At 73.1% G+C, this 17,604-nt stretch carries 15 protein-coding genes; 3 read left to right on the plus strand and 12 right to left on the minus strand.

The window, feature by feature from the left end; genetic code table 11:
* Nucleotides 1–12: 12 nt before the first annotated feature.
* The 9 genes from murD to mraZ all read right to left on the minus strand — a co-directional run bounded on the left by murD (nt 13) and on the right by mraZ (nt 9,893).
* Nucleotides 13–1,557, minus strand: coding sequence for a UDP-N-acetylmuramoyl-L-alanine--D-glutamate ligase (gene murD, locus ACFQW6_RS08040; protein ID WP_378543050.1), 1,545 nt, complete (start codon nt 1,555–1,557; stop codon nt 13–15).
* Nucleotides 1,550–2,662, minus strand: a complete 1,113-nt coding sequence (gene mraY, locus ACFQW6_RS08045; protein ID WP_378543052.1) for a phospho-N-acetylmuramoyl-pentapeptide-transferase — start codon at nt 2,660–2,662, stop codon at nt 1,550–1,552. Before mraY ends, murD begins: the two co-directional genes overlap by 8 nt.
* Nucleotides 2,659–4,062, minus strand: coding sequence for a UDP-N-acetylmuramoyl-tripeptide--D-alanyl-D-alanine ligase (murF, locus tag ACFQW6_RS08050; protein ID WP_378543054.1), 1,404 nt, complete (start codon nt 4,060–4,062; stop codon nt 2,659–2,661). Before murF ends, mraY begins: the two co-directional genes overlap by 4 nt.
* Nucleotides 4,059–5,612 carry a UDP-N-acetylmuramoyl-L-alanyl-D-glutamate--2,6-diaminopimelate ligase gene (locus tag ACFQW6_RS08055; RefSeq protein WP_378543055.1) on the minus strand — a complete coding sequence of 518 codons (1,554 nt, stop codon included), beginning with the start codon at nt 5,610–5,612 and terminating at the stop codon, nt 4,059–4,061. Before ACFQW6_RS08055 ends, murF begins: the two co-directional genes overlap by 4 nt.
* 17 nt (nt 5,613–5,629) lie before the next feature.
* Nucleotides 5,630–7,402 (minus strand): peptidoglycan D,D-transpeptidase FtsI family protein, encoded by a 1,773-nt coding sequence (locus ACFQW6_RS08060; protein ID WP_378543056.1) that lies wholly within the window; start codon nt 7,400–7,402, stop codon nt 5,630–5,632.
* A gap of 93 nt (nt 7,403–7,495) precedes the next feature.
* A complete protein-coding gene (locus ACFQW6_RS08065) occupies nt 7,496–8,056 on the minus strand; it encodes a hypothetical protein (RefSeq protein ID WP_378543058.1) in 561 nt (186 codons plus the stop codon).
* Nucleotides 8,053–9,036, minus strand: a complete 984-nt coding sequence (gene rsmH / locus ACFQW6_RS08070) for a 16S rRNA (cytosine(1402)-N(4))-methyltransferase RsmH (protein ID WP_378543060.1) — start codon at nt 9,034–9,036, stop codon at nt 8,053–8,055. Before rsmH ends, ACFQW6_RS08065 begins: the two co-directional genes overlap by 4 nt.
* A gap of 4 nt (nt 9,037–9,040) precedes the next feature.
* Entirely contained in the window at nt 9,041–9,202 is a 162-nt protein-coding gene (locus ACFQW6_RS08075) for a hypothetical protein (protein WP_378543062.1), read from the minus strand.
* Nucleotides 9,203–9,464: 262 nt separating this feature from the next.
* The gene (gene mraZ / locus ACFQW6_RS08080) at nt 9,465–9,893 is read right to left on the minus strand and encodes a division/cell wall cluster transcriptional repressor MraZ (RefSeq protein WP_268112446.1); all 429 of its coding nucleotides are present in this window, start codon (nt 9,891–9,893) and stop codon (nt 9,465–9,467) included.
* Between the two features lie 387 nt (nt 9,894–10,280).
* On the opposite strand from mraZ, the gene ACFQW6_RS08085 reads away from it, so the two are divergent.
* From ACFQW6_RS08085 to ACFQW6_RS08095, 3 genes are read left to right on the plus strand one after another with little or no spacing between them, the layout of a single operon-like run.
* A complete protein-coding gene (locus ACFQW6_RS08085) occupies nt 10,281–11,288 on the plus strand; it encodes an AAA family ATPase (protein ID WP_378543064.1) in 1,008 nt (335 codons plus the stop codon).
* Nucleotides 11,281–12,552 carry a DUF58 domain-containing protein gene (locus ACFQW6_RS08090; RefSeq protein ID WP_378543066.1) on the plus strand — a complete coding sequence of 424 codons (1,272 nt, stop codon included), beginning with the start codon at nt 11,281–11,283 and terminating at the stop codon, nt 12,550–12,552. The genes ACFQW6_RS08085 and ACFQW6_RS08090 overlap by 8 nt, the downstream gene beginning before the upstream one ends.
* Nucleotides 12,549–14,915: a transglutaminaseTgpA domain-containing protein gene (locus tag ACFQW6_RS08095; protein WP_378543068.1), complete on the plus strand. Its 2,367-nt coding sequence runs from the start codon at nt 12,549–12,551 to the stop codon at nt 14,913–14,915. The genes ACFQW6_RS08090 and ACFQW6_RS08095 overlap by 4 nt, the downstream gene beginning before the upstream one ends.
* Nucleotides 14,916–15,055: 140 nt before the next feature.
* Here the strand turns inward: ACFQW6_RS08095 and ACFQW6_RS08100 are convergent, their stop codons facing one another.
* The 3 genes from ACFQW6_RS08100 to ACFQW6_RS08110 form a co-directional block, all read right to left on the minus strand.
* Entirely contained in the window at nt 15,056–15,493 is a 438-nt protein-coding gene (locus ACFQW6_RS08100) for a DUF3040 domain-containing protein (RefSeq protein WP_378543070.1), read from the minus strand.
* Nucleotides 15,494–15,586: 93 nt separating this feature from the next.
* Nucleotides 15,587–16,756: a DNA polymerase IV gene (gene dinB, locus ACFQW6_RS08105; protein ID WP_378543072.1), complete on the minus strand. Its 1,170-nt coding sequence runs from the start codon at nt 16,754–16,756 to the stop codon at nt 15,587–15,589.
* Between the two features lie 24 nt (nt 16,757–16,780).
* Nucleotides 16,781–17,566, minus strand: a complete 786-nt coding sequence (locus ACFQW6_RS08110; RefSeq protein ID WP_378543074.1) for a methyltransferase domain-containing protein — start codon at nt 17,564–17,566, stop codon at nt 16,781–16,783.
* Nucleotides 17,567–17,604: the final 38 nt, after the last annotated feature.

Here is a 17,604-nt window from a genome sequence, read left to right on the forward strand (position 1 = left end):
TCGGTGGCTGCTCTAGTCGGTGTCGGGCTGGTCGGGCTGGTCCCGCTGGGTGGTGCGGGCGATGTGGGCGTGCACGGCGGCCGCGAACGCGTCGCCGCGGGCGCCGTAGTTGGCGAACATGTCCATGGAGGCGCACCCCGGCGCGAGCAACACCGTGTCACCGGACCTGGCGAGCCCGGCAGCCGCGTCGACCACGCGCTCCATCGGATCCCCAGTCTCGTCGGCGCCCACATCGATGACCGGCACATCGGGCGCGTGTCGCGAAAGTGCGTCGGCCACGACCTGGCGGTCGCGGCCGAGCAGGACGACGCCCCGCAGCCGGCCGCCCACCGCGCCCACCAGGTCGTCGAACCGCGCGCCCTTGGCCAGGCCGCCCGCGATCCACACGACGTCCTCGTAGGCGGCGAGGGACGACTGGGCGGCGTGCGGGTTGGTGGCCTTGGAGTCGTCGATCCAGGTCACGCCGTCGGCCTCCGCGACGTGGGCGATCCGGTGGCCGTCGGGACGGAACGCCCGCAGCCCGTCGCGCACGGCCTGCTGGCTGACGCCGTGGGCGCGCGCGAGCGCGGCCGCGGCCAGGGCGTTGGCGACGAAGTGCGGGGCGGCCGAGGCGAGGTCGCCCAGCGTGCAGAGCTCGGCCGCGCTGGTCGTGCGTTCCTCGATGAACGCCCGGTCGACGAGGAGGTCCTCGACGACACCGAGGTTGCCCGCGGCCGGCATGCCGAGGGTGAAGCCCACGGCGCGCGCGCCCTCTCCGACGTCGGCCTCGCGGACCATGTCCTCGGTGGCGGGGTCGGCGAGGTTGTAGACGCACGCCCGCTGCACGCCGGCGTAGACGCGGGCCTTGTCGGCGGCGTAGACCTCCATGCCCGTCCGGGCGCCGGGGTCGGTGCCCGCGCCCGGCTCGTCGTCGTACCAGTCGAGGTGGTCCTCGGCGATGTTGAGCACGACGGCCGACTCCGCGGCCATCGAGCGCGTGTAGTGGAGCTGGAAGCTGGAGAGCTCGACCGCGAGGACGTCGTAGGGCTCGGGGTCCATCACGGCCTCGACGATCGGCAGGCCGACGTTGCCGACCGCGACGGCACGGAGCCCGGCGGCGGTGAGGATGGACTGCAGCATCTGCACGGTCGTGGTCTTGCCGTTGGTGCCGGTGACGGCCAGCCACGGGGCCGCGGCGTCGGGGTCGCGCAGGCGCCACGCCAGCTCGACCTCGCCCCACACGGGGATCCCGCGCCCGGCGGCCTGCGCGAGCAGCGGCGCGGTCGGCTTCCACCCCGGTGACGTGACCACCAGGTCGACGTCGTCGGGCAGCACGTCGGTCGCACCCGGCTCCAGCCGCACGGTCCCGCCGAGCGTCTCCAGCAGCTGGGCCTTCTCCGCCTTCTCGTCGCTGGTGGACTCGTCGAGCGCCGTCACCTGTGCGCCGAGGAAGAGGAGGTTGTCGGCGGCGGCGAACCCGGAGACGCCGAAGCCGGCGACCACGACGCGTACGCCGGACCAGTCACTGGTGCGGCCGAGGCCGTCGACGTCCACCCCGCCGGGAGCGTGCTCACCCAACGCCGGCGACCCACTCGGCGTAGAAGAGGCCGAGGCCGGTGGCCACGGCGAGCCCGGTGACGATCCAGAAGCGGATGACGATGGTCACCTGCTCCCAGCCGAGCATCTCGAAGTGGTGGTGCAGGGGCGTCATCCGGAAGACCCGGTAGCCGGGCTGGACCTTGAAGATGCTCCGGAACAGCCCGCTCGCCCGGCTGACCTTGAAGACCGACACCTGGATCATCACCGACAGCGTGATGACGACGAACAGCCCGCCGATGACCAGCAGCAGCAGCTCGGTGCGGGTCATGATGGCGAAGCCGGCCATCGCGCCGCCCAGTGCGAGCGAGCCCGTGTCGCCCATCATGATCTGCGCCGGCGAGGCGTTCCACCAGAGGAAGCCGAAGCACGCCCCGGTGAGCGCCGCTGCCACGACCGCCAGGTCGAGCGGGTCGCGGACCTCGTAGCACTTGGGGCCGGCCTCGAGGGCGCACGACTGGCTGTTCTGCCAGATGTTGACGAGCGTGTAGGCGGCGAAGACCAGGATGCTCGCTCCGGTCGCGAGGCCGTCGAGCCCGTCGGTCAGGTTCACCGCGTTGCTGGCGCCGGTGACGATGACCCAGATCAGCAGGATCGCCACGATCGTCGGCAGGGTGAACCGCTCGTAGTCACGGATGAAGGAGAGATGGTGGGAGGCCGGGGTCCAGCCGCGCTCGTCCTCCAGGGCGGGCGACAGCGCGAGGAAGCCGAAGACCACCGCGACGACGGTCTGGCCGATCATCTTCGCGCGGCTGCGCAGGCCGAGGTTGTGCTGGCGGCTGACCTTGAGGAAGTCGTCGAGGAACCCGACGCCGCCCAGCCCGACGAGCAGGAACAGCAGGAGCATCGCGGACGCGGTCGGGGCCTGGCCGGTGATCAGCTTGGCGGCGAGGTAGCCGATGACGGTGGCCAGCACGATCACGGCACCGCCCATGGTCGGCGTACCGCGCTTGACGTGGTGGGTGGTGGGGCCGTCGTCGCGGATCGGCTGCCCGAATCCCTGGCGCGTGAAGAACCGGATCGCGTAGCGCGTGCCGAGCAGGGAGATCAGCAGGGAGAGGCCTCCTCCGAACAGGATGGCTCTCATGTGGTGGTTCCTTCCTTGCCGATCCCGGTCAGGAGGTCGTCGGCGATCAGTTCGAGCGCCGCCCCCCGCGATGCCTTCACCAGGACGACATCAGCAGCCGAGACATTGTGCCGCAGCCAGGCGACCGCTTCGTCACGCCCCGCCGTGGTGATGCTCACTCCCCCGCCTCCGACAGCGTCGAAACCGCGCGAGATCCCCGCCGCGTCGTCGCCGACGGCGAGCAGGACGTCGACCCCGGCGCGGGCGGCGTAGTCGCCCACCTCCCGGTGAGCTGCTGCGGCGCCCTCACCGAGCTCGAGCATCTGGCCCAGCACGGCGACCGTACGCCGACCGGTGCGGTCGCCGATGCCGGCGAGCGTCTCGAGGGCTGCCCGCATCGACTCGGGGTTGGCGTTGTAGGCGTCGTTGACCACGACGAGCCCGTCGGGGCGCTCGGTCAGCTCCATCCGCCAACGGCTGGCCGGGACGGCGTCGGCGAGGGAGTCGGCGACCGTGTCCAGGTCGAGGCCGGCAGCGAGCGCCATCGCGGCGGCCGCGGCGGCGTTGCGCCACTGGTAGGCGCCGACCTGGGCGAGGTGCACGGTGGCGCCGGAGCCGCGGTGGACCAGCTCGAACGACTGACGCCCCAGCTCGTCGGTGGTCACGTCGCTGACGGCGACGTCGGGGGCCGGGCCGCCCGTCGGGCCGCCGAAGGTGACGACCTGGGCCGTGGTGCGCCCGGCCATCGCGGCCACGAGGTCGTCGTCGGCGTTGAGCACGGCGGTGCCGTCCGCGGGCAGTGCCTCGACGATCTCGCCCTTGGCCTGCGCGATCGCCTCCCGGCTGCCGAACTCCCCGATGTGGGCGGTGCCGACGTTGAGCACCGCGGCCACCGTGGGTGGCGCGATGGCGCACAGCTCGGCGACGTGCCCGACGCCGCGGGCGCCCATCTCGACGACGAGGTAGCGGGTCTCGGGCGTCGCCCGGAGCACGGTCAGCGGCACGCCCAGCTCGTTGTTGAAGTTGCCGCGCGTCGCGACCGTGGGACCCGCCTCAGACAGCAGGTGGGCGAGGTAGTCCTTGGTGCCGGTCTTGCCCTGGGAGCCGGTCATCGCGAGGACGACGACCTCGGGCAGGCGGTCCACGACGTGGCGCGCGAGGAGCCCCAGCGCCGCTGTCACGTCGTCCACGACGACGGTCGGCAGCTCGGTGGGCCGGCTGCCGAGCACCGCCGCGGCACCGGCGGCGCCGGCGGCCGCGGCCAGGTCGTGGCCGTCGACCCGCTCGCCGGCCACGGCCACGAAGAGGCCGCCGTCCTCCGGGGTGCGGGTGTCGACGAACGCGCCGCCGACGACGACCGCCTCGCCGTGGGCGGTGCCGCCGACGACGTCGGCGATCTGGTCCAGGGACATCTCGATCATGCGTCGCTCCCGGGCTGGTCGGAGCCGTCACGGTCGGCCGCGAGCGCGCCGACCTCCTCGGCGGCGACCACGCGGTCGTCGAACGGGTGCACCACGTCGCCGACCTCCTGGCCGGTCTCGTGACCCTTGCCGGCGATCAGCACCACGTCGCCGGGACGCGCACGGCGTACGGCCTCACGGATCGCGAGCCGGCGGTCGCCCACCTCGACCACCTCGGCGGGGCCGCGGGCGCCGGCCAGGACGGCGGCGCGGATCGACGCGGGGTCCTCCGTGCGGGGGTTGTCGTCGGTGACCACGACGACGTCGGCGAGCCGCGCGGCGATCTCCCCCATCACCGGACGCTTCACCGTGTCGCGGTCGCCACCGGCGCCCACCACCACGACGACCTGGCCGTCGGTCAGCGGTCGCAGGGTGGCGAGCACCGCCTCGAGGGCATCGGGCTTGTGCGCGTAGTCGACGACCACGGTGAAGTCCTGACCGGCGGAGACCTGCTCGAGCCGACCCGGCACCCCGCCGACGCGGGCGATGCCGTCGGCCACCTGTCGCGCGTCGAGCCCGGCGAGCGCCGCCGAGGCGATGGCGGCCAGTGCGTTGGAGACGTTGAACTCGCCCGGCACGTGGATCTGCGTGCGCAGCTCGACGTCGGGGCCGAGGACCGTGAAGCTCGCGCCCCCGGCCGTCAGGTCGACGTCGACGGCCCGCCAGTCGGCGTCGGCACCACGGGAGGAGTAGGTCGACATCGGGATGCCGGCGACGTCGAGGAGGCGACGGCCGAACTCGTCGTCGATGTTGGTCAGCCCGACACGCGCGCGCTCCGGGGTGAAGAGACCGGCCTTGGCGGCGAAGTAGTCATCGAGGTCGGCGTGGAAGTCGAGGTGGTCGCGCCCGAGGTTGAGGAAGGTCGCGACGTCGAAGACGACGCCGTCGACCCGGCCGAGGACGAGCGCGTGGCTGGAGACCTCCATGGCGCACGTGTCCACGCCGCGCTCGCGCATCACCGCGAACAGGCCGTGCAGGTCCGGCGCCTCGGGCGTCGTGAGCTGGGTCCTGACGTCCTCCCCCGCGATCCGGGTGCCGACGGTGCCGATGACCGCCGAGGTGACGCCGGCCTCGGTGAGCCCCTGCTCGAGCACCCGGGTGGTGGTGGTCTTGCCCTGGGTGCCGGTGACGCCGATGACGCGCAGGCCGGAGGCCGGGTCGCCGTAGATCCGCGCGGCGAGACGTCCGAGCACGCGGCGCGGCTCCGCCACCACGAGCGCGGGCGTGCCCGGCGCGAGCCGGTCCAGTCCGGCGCGGTCGGTCAGCACCACGACCGCGCCGGCCGCGACGGCCTGCGCGGCGAAGTCCGCACCGTGGGCCCGCGCGCCCGGGAGCGCGGCGTACAGGTCACCGGGCCGCACGCGTGCCGTGCTCAGCGAGATGCCGGAGACGGCGACGGGCAGGTCACCGTGCACGTCCACCTCCGTCGTGGCTGCGAGCCAGTCGGCGAGCTCGGTCGCAGGGGTCGACGGGGACCGCTGCGGCCGCGTCGCACTCTCAGGGTCGTGCACCGGCCGAGGGTACCGAGTCACCACTCGACGGGCAGGCGTGACGGCGTGCCGTTGGTCGGCTCGACGCCGTAGCGGCCCAGGACGTAGCCCATGATCCGGGAGAACACCGGCCCGGCGATCGAGCCGCCACCCCCGTCGACCTTGGGTGCGTGGACCACGACGTAGACCGTGAAGCGGGCGCCGTCCGCCGGCGCGAAGCCGCCGAAGGACACCGAGGTGCTGCCGTCGTAGCCCGAGCCGTCGCTGGCGACCCGCTGGGCGGTGCCGGTCTTGCCGGCCACGAGGTAGCCGGGCACCTGCGCGGCGGGCGCGACACCGTCCTCGGGGTCGACGACCTTCTCCATCATGCGGGCGGTCGCGCGTGCGGCCTGCTTGCTGACGACCCGGGTGCGCGTCGCGACGTCGGTGCCCACGGTGACCCCGTCGTCGGTGACCGCGGAGCCGGCGATCAGGCTCGGCGAGACCCGCACTCCGCCGTTGGCGACCGTGTTGACGGCCGCAGCCATCTGGGCGACGTTGACAGAGAGGGACTGGCCGAAGGCGACGCGGTCCTTGGTCTGCGAGGTCATCGCCTCACCCGGCGTGAGGATGCCGGGGGTCTCGCCGCGCACGCCGACGTCGGTCCGCTGGCCGAGGCCGAACTTCTGCAGGTAGGCGACGAGCTCGACCGGCGAGAACGCGTCGGCGGCGAGCACGGTGCCGATGTTGGAGGACTTGGCGATGATGCCCGCCAGCGTGAGCCGGATGTTGCCGTGGTCGAACCAGTCGCCGATCACCCGGTCCTGCCGGGCGAGGCTGGGCGGCACCTTGAAGCGCTGGCGCGGGAACGCCTTGCCGGCGTCGATGAGCGATGCGGCGGTGAGCACCTTCTCCACCGAGCCCGGCTCGTAGGTGTCGCTCATGGCGCGGGAGCCGAGGTCGTCCTCGTCGGCCTCGGTCGGCGCGTTGGCGTCGAAGGTCGGGACGTCGGCGAGCGCGAGGATCTCGCCGGTGCGGGTGTCCATGACGACCGCGGCACCGCTCTCGGCGCGGTACTGGCGCACCGACTGCGCGAGCACCTTCTGGGTGAACCACTGGAGGTCGCGGTCGATGGTGGTGCGCAGCGGCGCACCGTTCTGCGCGGCCTTGAGCGTGCTCTCGCGCAGCGGGATCCGCACGCCCTTGCCGGAGTTCGACTGCCACGTCGCCTCGCCGTCGACACCGGCCAGCTGCTTGTCGAAGGTGCGCTCGAAGCCGCCGAGCGGCTCGTCGGTGCCCATGTAGCCGAGCAGGTTGGCGGCCACGTCGCCAGAGGGGTAGGAGCGGATCGGGTCGTCCTGGAGGCTGATGCCGGTGTACCCGGCGTCCTCGAGCTCGGCGAGCGTGTCGCCGGCGAGGGTGCTCGGCACCCGGCGGGCGACGTACTCGTAGCGGCTGCCCTCCTTGCGACCGCGGAGCGCCGTGAGGGTCCTGAAGTAGTCGACGGAGAGCCGGTCCGAGAGCAGGCGCGCGAGCTCGGGCGCGCGGTCGGCGGTCAGGTCGGGGTCGGCGATGACCATCTTGCCCTTGACCGAGTCGGCGAGGGGTACGCCGTTGCGGTCGAGGATGTCGCCCCGCTCCGCCACCAGGGGCAGCCGCACCGCGCCCTCGGCGGCCGCACGGACGGCGTACGAGCGCGGGTCGACGCCCTGGAGCTGCACGAGCCTGGCACCGAAGAAGGAGAGGACGATCGCGATGAGGACGAACCCGATGCGCAGTCGCAGCATCGGCGCGCCGCGCGAGGCGCCGCGCCTGGTGCGGGTGCTCGGCACTGGTCTCCCTCGTTTCCCGGTCGGCTCCCGGCTGGATCCGACCTGCTTCGACAATCTAGGTGTGCGGTGCCGTCGAACGGCGTGACCGCGCCGTCAGCGGTTGCGGTTCTTGCGGGGCCTGGCGTTCGCCACCCCGGGGTCCGTCGCCGCCTGCTCCTCGACGGTGGGAGCGGCGGGCACCTCGACGTACGTCGGCTCGGGCGCGAGGACCGCCGGCTTGATCGGGGCCGGCGGCTGCAGCTGGAGGGCGTTCTCCCGGGTGGCCGGCGTCCGCACGCCGGTGGTCTTCCCGGTCTCGAGGTCGAGGAACACCGGGGCCGCCGGGATCACCATGCCCATCGTCTGCGCCTCGGCCGCCACGCGCTGAGGGTTGCGGAGCTCGTCGAGCTCCATCCGTAGCGTCTGCTCGCGCGCGGCGAGGGTGTCGGCCTCGGCCTCGAGGGCGGACGCGGTGAAGGACGCCTGCTGCATGGAGGTGTTGAAGAGGAGCAGTCCCACGATGCCGCCGACCAGGACGAGGCTCACCAGCGTCATGAACGGCACCCGCGGCGCGCGGGACCGCACGCGCGGCACCACGGTGAGGCGGGCCTTGTCGACCGCCTCCTGGGCGATCCGCGTGACGCGGGTCCTGGGCTGGAGGGCGGGACTGCTCATCGGGCGGCTCCTGGGGAAGAGGGAGAGGACGAGGACGGGAGGACGCGCTCGACGGCGCGCAGACGGACGGACGCTGCTCGGGGGTTCTCGGCGATCTCGTGCTCGTCGGCCTGCTCGGCGCCGCGGGTGACCAGCCGCAGGGCCGGCTCGGCGCCCTCGGGCACGAACGGCAGGTCCGGCGGCACGTCGAGCCGGGTGGCGTCGGCGAAGGCTCGCTTGACCAGGCGGTCCTCGAGCGAGTGGTACGCCTCCACGACCACGCGACCGCCGACGCCGATCACCTCGATGGAGGCGGGGATGGCCCGGCGCAGGACCGCGAGCTCGTCGTTGACCGCCATCCGCAGCGCCTGGAAGGTGCGCTTGGCGGGGTGTCCACCCGTACGCCGCGCCGGTGCGGGGATCGATGCGTAGAGCAGCTCGACGAGGTCGGCGCTGGTGGTGAACGGCGTCGTCTCGCGCCGGCGGACCACCTCGCGGGCGATCCTGCTGGCGAACTTCTCCTCGCCGTACTCCCGCAGGATGCGCGTGAGCTCCTGGGCCGTGGCGGTGTTGAGCAGCTCGGCCGCGGTCCGGCCGGTCGTCGGGTCCATCCGCATGTCGAGCGGTGCGTCCTCGGCGTAGGCGAAGCCGCGTTCGCGGACGTCGAGCTGCATCGAGGAGACCCCGAGGTCGAAGAAGACGGCGTCGACGTGGTCGAGGCCGAGCGAGCCGACCACCTCGGGCAGCTCGTCGTAGACCGCGTGCACGGCCGTGAAGCGGTCGCCGTGCGCCGCGAGCCGCTCGCTCGACATCTGCAGGGCGGTCGGGTCGCGGTCGATGCCGATGACCCGGGCGTTCGGGAGCCGCTCGAGGACCGCCTCGCTGTGGCCGCCGAGGCCGAGGGTGCAGTCGACGTAGACCGATCCGGGGGCCTCGAGCGCAGGCGCCAGCAGGGCGACGACCCGGTCGAGGAGCACCGGGGCGTGGCGGGGAGTCGTCATCTGCTCAGCCCTGGGAGCCCAGGTGGGTCAGCAGGAGCAGGGCCAGCGCCAGGCCGCAGGCCGTGGCGGCCGAGAACGCGATGAGGGCGGCTGCCTCGCGCGCCTGCTCGCGCACCCGCAGCGGCGGTGCCGCTGCCGTGCGTCCCACGGGCTGGGTGGTGCTCATGGTCTCGACCCCACTTGTTGCTGCGGACTTGTTGCTGCGGATGTGCGTGCTGGTGCTGCTGGTTGGCGGTGCGGCTGACACTCCCCGTCGTGTGGCACGGGGCGAGCCGCCGCACCAGGTCCCTGCCCGCTCCTCTGCCCCCGTCGGGGGTAGGTGCCCTCTGGTGCCGGGGAAGTGCCCCAGATGGCCACGCGAGGAGCGGGCTCGAGACCTGGTGATACGGGTCGCGATGTCAGCTGTGGAGTTGTCGGGTGGTGCTGGCTCAGATGCCGGGGAAGACCTCGTCGCTGAGCTCGGAGAACTTCTGCTCCTGCTCCTCGGAGTAGGTCGCCCAGGCGGTCGGGTCCCAGATCTCGATCCGGTTCATCGACCCGATGACGACGCACTCCTTGCGGAGCGAGGCGTACTCCCGCAGCGGTGCCGGGATGTTGATGCGTCCCTGCTTGTCCGGCACCTCCTGGCTGGCGGCGGCGAACAGCATGCGGACGTAGTCACGGGTGTTCTTCTGCGTGACCGGCGCCTCGCGGAGCCGGTCGGTGAGCTTCTCGAAGTCGGCCATGGACCAGACGGTGAGGCAGCGCTCCTGACCCCTGGTCACCACGAGTCCCTCCGTCAGCTCGTCCCTGAACTTCGCCGGGAGGAAGAGCCGGCCCTTCTCGTCGAGCTTGGGCGTGTACGTGCCGAAGAACATCCGGCACCTCCCCTGCTCGGCGGGCAGATCGACCCTGTCCCCCACTTCGCACCACAGTACTCCACTTCGCTCCACCGTCAACCAGATCCCGCGTGTCTCACGCACGAATTTCGGGCTGCCGGAGCCCCGCCGGCGGCTCCGCCAGCCGCTGGTCCGGCGCTCGACCAGGCGCACAGGAGCGCCGATCCACGCTCAGCACGGGCCGCGCGCGGGCCAGGTGGAGCGCCGGTGGGGAGATCCGGCCACCGGTGGTGGAGCGAAGTGGGGGAAGCGGGGTGCCCCGGGTGGGTGACGCCCGCAGAGACGGGCCGCGCGGGCCGGTTCGGGCGGGTATGTTGCGCGCACCACATACCGTGGTGGCGAGCACGTACGAAGGGGACGGACAACGTGACGACTGGGTTTTCCGAGCAGGCGCCCGACCTGGACACCGTTCGGCGGGTCACCGGCGCCGTGCGCCAGAACATCGAGCGCGTCATCGCGGGGAAGCCCGACGTCGTCACCGCCGCCCTGGTCGTCCTCCTCGCCGAGGGTCATCTCCTCATCGAGGACGTGCCCGGCGTCGGCAAGACCCAGCTCAGCAAGGCGCTGGCCCGCAGCATCGACTGCTCGGTGGCGCGCATCCAGTTCACCCCGGACCTGCTGCCCTCCGACGTCACCGGCGTCTCGATCTTCAACCAGGACACCCGCGAGTTCGAGTTCCGGCCCGGCGGCGTCTTCGCCAACATCGTCGTCGGCGACGAGATCAACCGGGCCTCGCCCAAGACGCAGTCAGCCCTCCTCGAGGCCATGGAGGAGCGCCAGGTCACCGTCGACAACGCGACCTACATGCTCGAGAAGCCGTTCATGGTCATCGCGACCCAGAACCCCATCGAGATGGAGGGCACGTACGCCCTCCCGGAGGCGCAGCGCGACCGCTTCATGGCACGCGTCTCGGTCGGCTACCCCGTGGAGTCCGCGGAGATCGCGATGCTCGAGGGCCACACCGCCCACAACCCGCTCGACGACCTCGAGCCGGTCACCGACGCCGGGGAGATCCGCAAGGTGATCGAGATCGTCGGCCGGGTGCACGTGTCCACCGCCGTCCAGCGCTACGCCGTGGCCCTGACCACCGCGACCCGTGCCAGCAACGACCTCCACCTCGGGGCGTCACCGCGGGCGACGCTCCACCTCGTGCGGGCGGCCAAGGCGGTCGCCGCCACGCAGGGACGCGACTACGTCCTGCCCGACGACATCCACGGCATCACCTCCCCCGTCCTCGCCCACCGGCTGCTCCCCAACGTCGAGGCGACGATGAGCGGACGGACGACCGCCGCGATCCTGTCCGGGATCGTGGAGTCGGTGCCCGTCCCCACGGCGTCCGGCTCCACGTCGATCCCACGCGGCAGCCGTGCGTGAGGCACTCGCTGCTCTGACCGTCCGCGGACGGGCGTTCCTGGCGGCCGGGATCACCACCGTGGTGGCCGCGATCGTCGTCGGTCACTCCTCGGTGGTGCGCATCGGCGTGCTGGTCGCGGTGCTGCCGCTGCTCACCGCCTGGTGGGTCGGCCGCTCCCGCTACCGCCTCTCGCTCGTCCGCACGGTCACGCCCCAGCTCGTCGTCGCGGGGCAGCCCGCGACCGTCGAGCTCATTGTCTCCAACGAGTCGCGCACGCCCACGGGCGTGCTGCTGCTGGAGGAGCGACTCCCGTACGTCCTCGGCACCCGCCCGCGCTTCGTGCTGGAGGGCCTCGGGCACGGATGGCGCCGGCACGCGACGTACCAGGTGCGCTCGGAGCTGCGCGGACAGTTCGAGATCGGCCCGATGTCGGTGCGGGTGACCGACCCGTTCGGCTTCGTCGAGCTCGGCCGCACGTTCCACGCCATGACGCGACTGACCGTCACACCGCGCACCACCCCCCTGCCGAGCATCCCGCTCGGTGGGGCCTGGACCGGGTCCGGCGACAACCGTCCCCGGGCCTTCGCCACCGGCAGCGCGGAGGACGTCACGGTCCGGGAGTACCGGCGCGGCGACGACCTCCGGCGCGTCCACTGGCGCAGCTCGGCTCGCGTCGGCGAGCTGATGGTGCGCCGCGAGGAGCAGCCGTGGCAGTCGCGCGCCACCGTGTTCCTCGACAACCGCGGCACCGCCCACCGCGGCCAGGGAGCGGCCAGCTCGCTCGAGGGCGCCGTGTCCGCGGCCGCGTCGATCGCCATCCACCTCGCCCACCACGGCTACACCGTCCGCCTGGTCACTGCGTCCGGCGACACCCGCGAGACCGAGTGGCACTCCCACAGCGCCGAGGCCACCACCATCCCTCTCCTCGAGGCGCTCGCCGTCGTGCAGCTCGACCACTCCCCTGCTCCCGACACGCAGTGGCTGGCCGAGCCCGGCCACGGCGGTCTCACGATCGGGATCTTCGGAGGACTGGGCGAGCCCGACCTGCCGTTCCTCCGCCGCCTGCAGCACCACGCCTCGTCGAGCCTGGCGATCGCGCTCGACGTGGACGCCTGGGCCCCCCACCTGCCGGTCCAGCCCGGCATCGGCGCGTCCGCCCACCTCACCTCGACCGGGTGGCGCTCGATCACCCTCGGCCCGCGCGACCGCCTCGACACCGCCTGGCAGGAGCTCGGGCTGATGCAGAGCCGGGCCACCGTGTCATCAGCCGGAGCCGCGCGATGAGAGCCTCGTGGAGCACGCTCCCGCACCAGCTGCGCATCGCCGGCATCGCGCTCCTCGCGGCCTGGACGACCGTGCTCTCCTGGCGCGTCCTGACAGAGGACTTCGGCCAGGTCGCGATCCCGCTCCTCCTCATCGGGGTGGTCCTGGGCGGGGCCGGCGCCCTGGCGCGCTGGAGCAGGCTCCCGGCGCTCGCGATCGTCGCCGGTCAGCTGGTGCTCGGCGGACTGCTCGTGCTCGGCACCACGACCGGATCGTCGATCCCGACCCCGGGCAACGTCGACACCTTCATGACCGCGCTGTCCGACGCGCTCGAGACGTCGCGCAGCTACGCCGCCCCCGTGCCGTCCGGCGTCCCGCCGGTGCACCCGTTGCTCCTCATCGGCGGCACGCTCGTCGTGCTGCTGGTCGACCTGATCGCCTGCACCATGCGCCGGGCCCCGGTGGCCGGCCTCGTGCTGCTCGCCGCCTACACCCTGCCGGTCGCCGTCACCGGGGACGCGGTGTCGTGGTGGCTCTTCGCCGTCATCGCCGGCCTGTTCCTCACCCTGGTGTTCATCCAGCACAGCGACCACGTCGCCAACTGGGGCCGCGCACCGGAGGGCGAGAAGGGCTCCTTCTCGGTCCGCACCGGCGCGATCGGCAACACGGCGCTGGCGCTCGGGGCGACCGCCATCGCGCTCGCGGTCGTCGTACCGGTCGCCGTGCCCACGATGAGCATGAGCGTCTTCGAGGGCAACGGACCCGGCACCCGCGAGGTCGAGGTCCAGGACCCGATGGTCGACCTGCGCCGCGACCTGCGCCGCGGCGAGGACATCCCGCTCCTGTGGGTCACCACGGTCGGGCCGAAGCCCACCTACCTCCGCTACACGGTCCTCTCCCGGTTCAGCGGGTCGCAGTGGACGCCCGGGGACCGCGAGATCCCGGAGTCGCAGGCCGCGACGGGCGCGCTGCCCCCGCTCGACGGCGTGGGCGTCGACGTGCCCCGTCGCGAGTTCAGGTACGACGTGCGGGTCGGCCCCGAGTTCGCCTCGTCGTGGCTGCCCACCGCGGCGCAGACGACGCGGATCGCGGCCGGCAACGACTGGCGATACGACCTCAACACCCGCGACGTCATCGCCGCCCGCGAGGACATCACGACGGCCGACAGCACCTACGACTACACCGGTGTCCAGCTCACCTACGACGCCGAGCGGATGAACTCTGCGGTGTCCGGTGCCGGCTCGGTGCCCGGGATCTTCACCGAGGTTCCGAGCACGCTCAACAACGAGATCCGCCGGATCGCGGCGAGCATCACCGCGGACGCACCCACGCGCTTCCAGAAGGCGCAGGTGCTGCAGCAGTGGTTCCGCGAGGACGGCGGCTTCCGCTACGACCTCAGCGAGGTGCCGTCCGCCGGCGACGGCAGCGCCGACCTCCTCGCGTTCCTCAACGACCGGGTCGGCTACTGCGAGCAGTTCGCGGCCTCGATGGCGATCATGGCGCGCATCATCGGCATCCCGAGCCGGGTGGCGGTCGGCTTCCTCGAGCCCGAGCGCGCCACCAACGGCTCGTGGGAGTTCTCCTCACACGACGCGCACGCCTGGCCCGAGCTCTACTTCCCGGGATCGGGCTGGGTGCGCTTCGAGCCCACCCCACAGTCCCGCGCCAGCCAGCCCCCGGACTACACCGAGGCACAGTTCGCCGCGGTCCCCGAGACACCCACGCCCAGCGCCGCCCGCCCCAGGGAGGACCTGCCCGAGCGCGGCGCGGAGGCCGGCGCCGACGCGACCACCGACGACGCCAGCGCCTCGTCGATCCCCTGGGTGCCGGTCGTCGCCGGCGTGCTGGGCCTGGCGCTCGTAGGGCTCCTGCTGATGACGCCACGGCTGGTCCGCACGGCGCGGCGCCGGCGCCGTCTCGACGGGGACGTCGAGGACCTCTGGGTCGAGCTGCGCGACGTCGCCGTCGACCTGGGCCATGCCTGGCCGGTGGGCAGGTCGCCCCGGCGCGCCGGCGACTGGCTCGGCCACCTGCTGGCGACGCCCGTCCACGACGGCTCGCGACCCGACCGCCCGCGACGCGGTCGCGACCAGGCACCCGAGGCGGCTCAGGCACTCGACCGGCTGGTCTCGGCCCTCGAGCGCAGCCGCTACGCCCGCGACCCCGAAGCCTTCACCGCCGACCACCTGGCCGACGACCTCGGCCTGGTCGAGGAGTCGCTCGCGGCTGGGGTGACGTCACGGGAGGCGCGTCGCGCCGAGTGGTGGCCCACGTCCGTCGTGGGTCGGCGCAGGTCGTGGCGCCCACGCGCCCGCGCTGGTCGGGCCACGACCACCACCCCGGACCACGAGTCCGCCCGGACGGTCGACGAGCTCGTCGGCTGAGCCCACCGGCCGCCGGCCGCTGGGTCGTCGTACCGGCCCGCGCCGAGGTGGTACGCCTGCGCGTCCCCGCTGTGGACGCACGAACGCCCGGTCCGAGGACCGGGCGAGGGGGTGCGATCAGGTGGTGGGATCGGCGGCGATCAGAGACCCCGCTCGCGGCGACGGCGCCACCGCTCCTCCATGCGCTCCATGAAGGGACTCCCGGAGCGCTGGCGGCTGGGGCGGTGCGGGCGGCCGCCGTCGACGACCCCGAACCCGGTGCGGCCGGAGGCGCGGACCTTGGGCGTCGCGCGACCGGGGCTGCGCGCGGAGGTCAGGGCCAGGATCGCACCGGCGAGCATCACCACGAAGCCGAGGACACCGGTGATCGTCTGGAGGACGGCGGTCAGGTCGAGCAGCACCGCGACGATGAGGAGGCCGATGCCGACGAGGAGGATCGCCCCGCCGAGGATCATCCGACGACGTGCGGCCCGTTGGAACGACGTGCCGCGCAAGGTCGAGGCGAGCTTGGGGTCCTCTTCGACGAGGGCGCGCTCCATCTGCTCGAGCATTCGCAGTTCTTCTTCGGAGAGCTCCACGTTTCCTCCTCACCTCTGGGGCAAGTCTAGGCACCCACTACCGCCTACGGTAGGCGTCCCCGGAAAATTCCACCCCGGGGCAGGAGCCTGACGTCAGACCAGGCTCGCTGGACGGACCGCCGCGGCCCCGAAACGCCGTGTCGCGCGGTCGACCGCGCGGTCGGCCTCGGCCCACCCGTGCTCCGGCTCGCCGAGGACGAGCTGCCGGTGCACAGCGGCCCGCGGCACGAGTCCCTCCACCCGTACGCCGACCAGTCGCAGGCGCGCGCGCTGGAGCCCGAGCGCGTCGTAGAGACGGGTCACCGCGCGGTGGACCTCGACGGTGACGTCGGTCGCCTCCGGCATCGTGCGGGAGCGGGTGATGGTGGTGAAGTCGGCGAAGCGCACCTTGAGGGTCGTGGTGCGGCCGGCCACCCCGGCCGCGCGCATGCGTCCGGCCACGCGGGCCGAGAGGCGCAGCAGCTCGCGGACGATCACGTCGCGGTCGTCGGTGTCGCGCGCGAAGGTCTCGTCGGCGCCCATGGACCGCTCGGGCTCGTGCGGGCCTGCCGTCGGGGTGAGGTCGCTGCGGTCGGTGCCCCAGGCCAGGTGGTGGAGCTGGCGACCGAGGTGGTCGCCGACCGCGCGCTGGAGGGTCTCGAGCGGCGTGTGGGCGACGTCGCCGACCGTGAGCAGGCCGAAGCGGTGCAGGAGTGCCTGCGTCTTCTCCCCCACGCCGTAGAGCTCGCCGACGTCCAGGGGGTGCAGGAACGACGTGACCTCCCCCGGAGGGACCACCACCACACCGTCGGGCTTGGCGCGCCGGCTCGCGACCTTGGCCACCGACACCGACGCCGCCACCCCGACGGAGCAGGTGATGCCCTGCTCGTCGTGGATCGTCGCCCGGAGGTGCTCGGCGATCTCGGCGGGAGTGCCGAGGCGTCGGGTCGCGCCCCTGACGTCGAGGAACGCCTCGTCGAGCGACATCGCCTCCACCACCGGGGTGACGTCGCGAAACGTCTCCATCACCGACGCGGAGACGCTGGTGAAGGTGGAGTAGTCGGGCGGGAGGACCACGACGTGGGGGCAGAGGCGGCGGGCCCGGGTCATCGGCAGCGCCGACCGGATGCCGTAGCGGCGCGCGACGTAGTTGGCGGCCAGCACGACACCTCGGCCGCTGCCGCCCACCACCACCGGCTGGTCGACCAGGTCGGGGCGCTCACGGAGCGCGACGGAGGCGTAGAACGCGTCCATGTCGACGTGGAGCAGCGGGGTCTCGGTCATCGCCGGCCCCCGTCGGGGTGGTGGTCAGCGGCGCGCGACGACGTGGAGCTGGGCAGCGAGCGGGAGGTACTCGGGGCGGGTGGCCACGGCCCTCTCGAGCTCGACCAACGCCGCCGTCGCCCCGGGCTCGAGGTCGAGGAGGCTGCCCGGCACCAGGTCGGCGAAGACGCGGACGGCGTGGATCCACTCGGGGTGCAGTCCGGCGCCGGCCAGGAGGTCGACGACCTCGTCGTGGGTGAAGCGGCGCCCGCCTCGCCCCACCGGGCCGCCCGAGGCGTGACCCGGACCGGCCGAGCCGTCGGGCGCGTCGTCGAGGAGCTCGCGGGCCGCCTGGAAGTGGCCGGCCATGGCGCGTGCCACCACGGCGGCGTGCCGTTGGGCGACGAGCAGGCTGAGGTGGCCGCCGGGGCGCAGCACGTCGGCGATGGAGGCGAGGGAGGCCGCGGGGTCGTCCACCATCTCGAGGACGCCGTGGCAGAGGACCAGGTCTGCCTCCTCGGCGAGGTCGGACAGGTCGGACAGGTCGCCCTGCTGGCCCGTGACCCGGTCGGCGACGCCGGCCTCGCGGGCGCGCCGGTCGAGGGAGGCGAGGGCGTCGGGGCTGGGGTCGATGACCTGGACGGTGTGGCCCAGCTCGGCGAGCGGGACGGCGAACCCGCCGGTGCCGCCCCCGACGTCGACGATGCGGGCCTGCCGTCCGTCGGTCGCGTCGCCGGCCTCGAGGAGGCGGCGTACGCCCTCCCAGGCCACGCCGGTGCGGACGGACTGGCGGCGCTCGCTGGCAGAGGAGCTCGCGGTCGGCTGGGCCATGGGCGCAACCCTAGTGGCTCGCCGTGCGGGGTCCCCTC

This window comes from Nocardioides sp. GCM10028917 (genome assembly GCF_042666175.1).
GTDB lineage: Bacteria > Actinomycetota > Actinomycetes > Propionibacteriales > Nocardioidaceae > Nocardioides.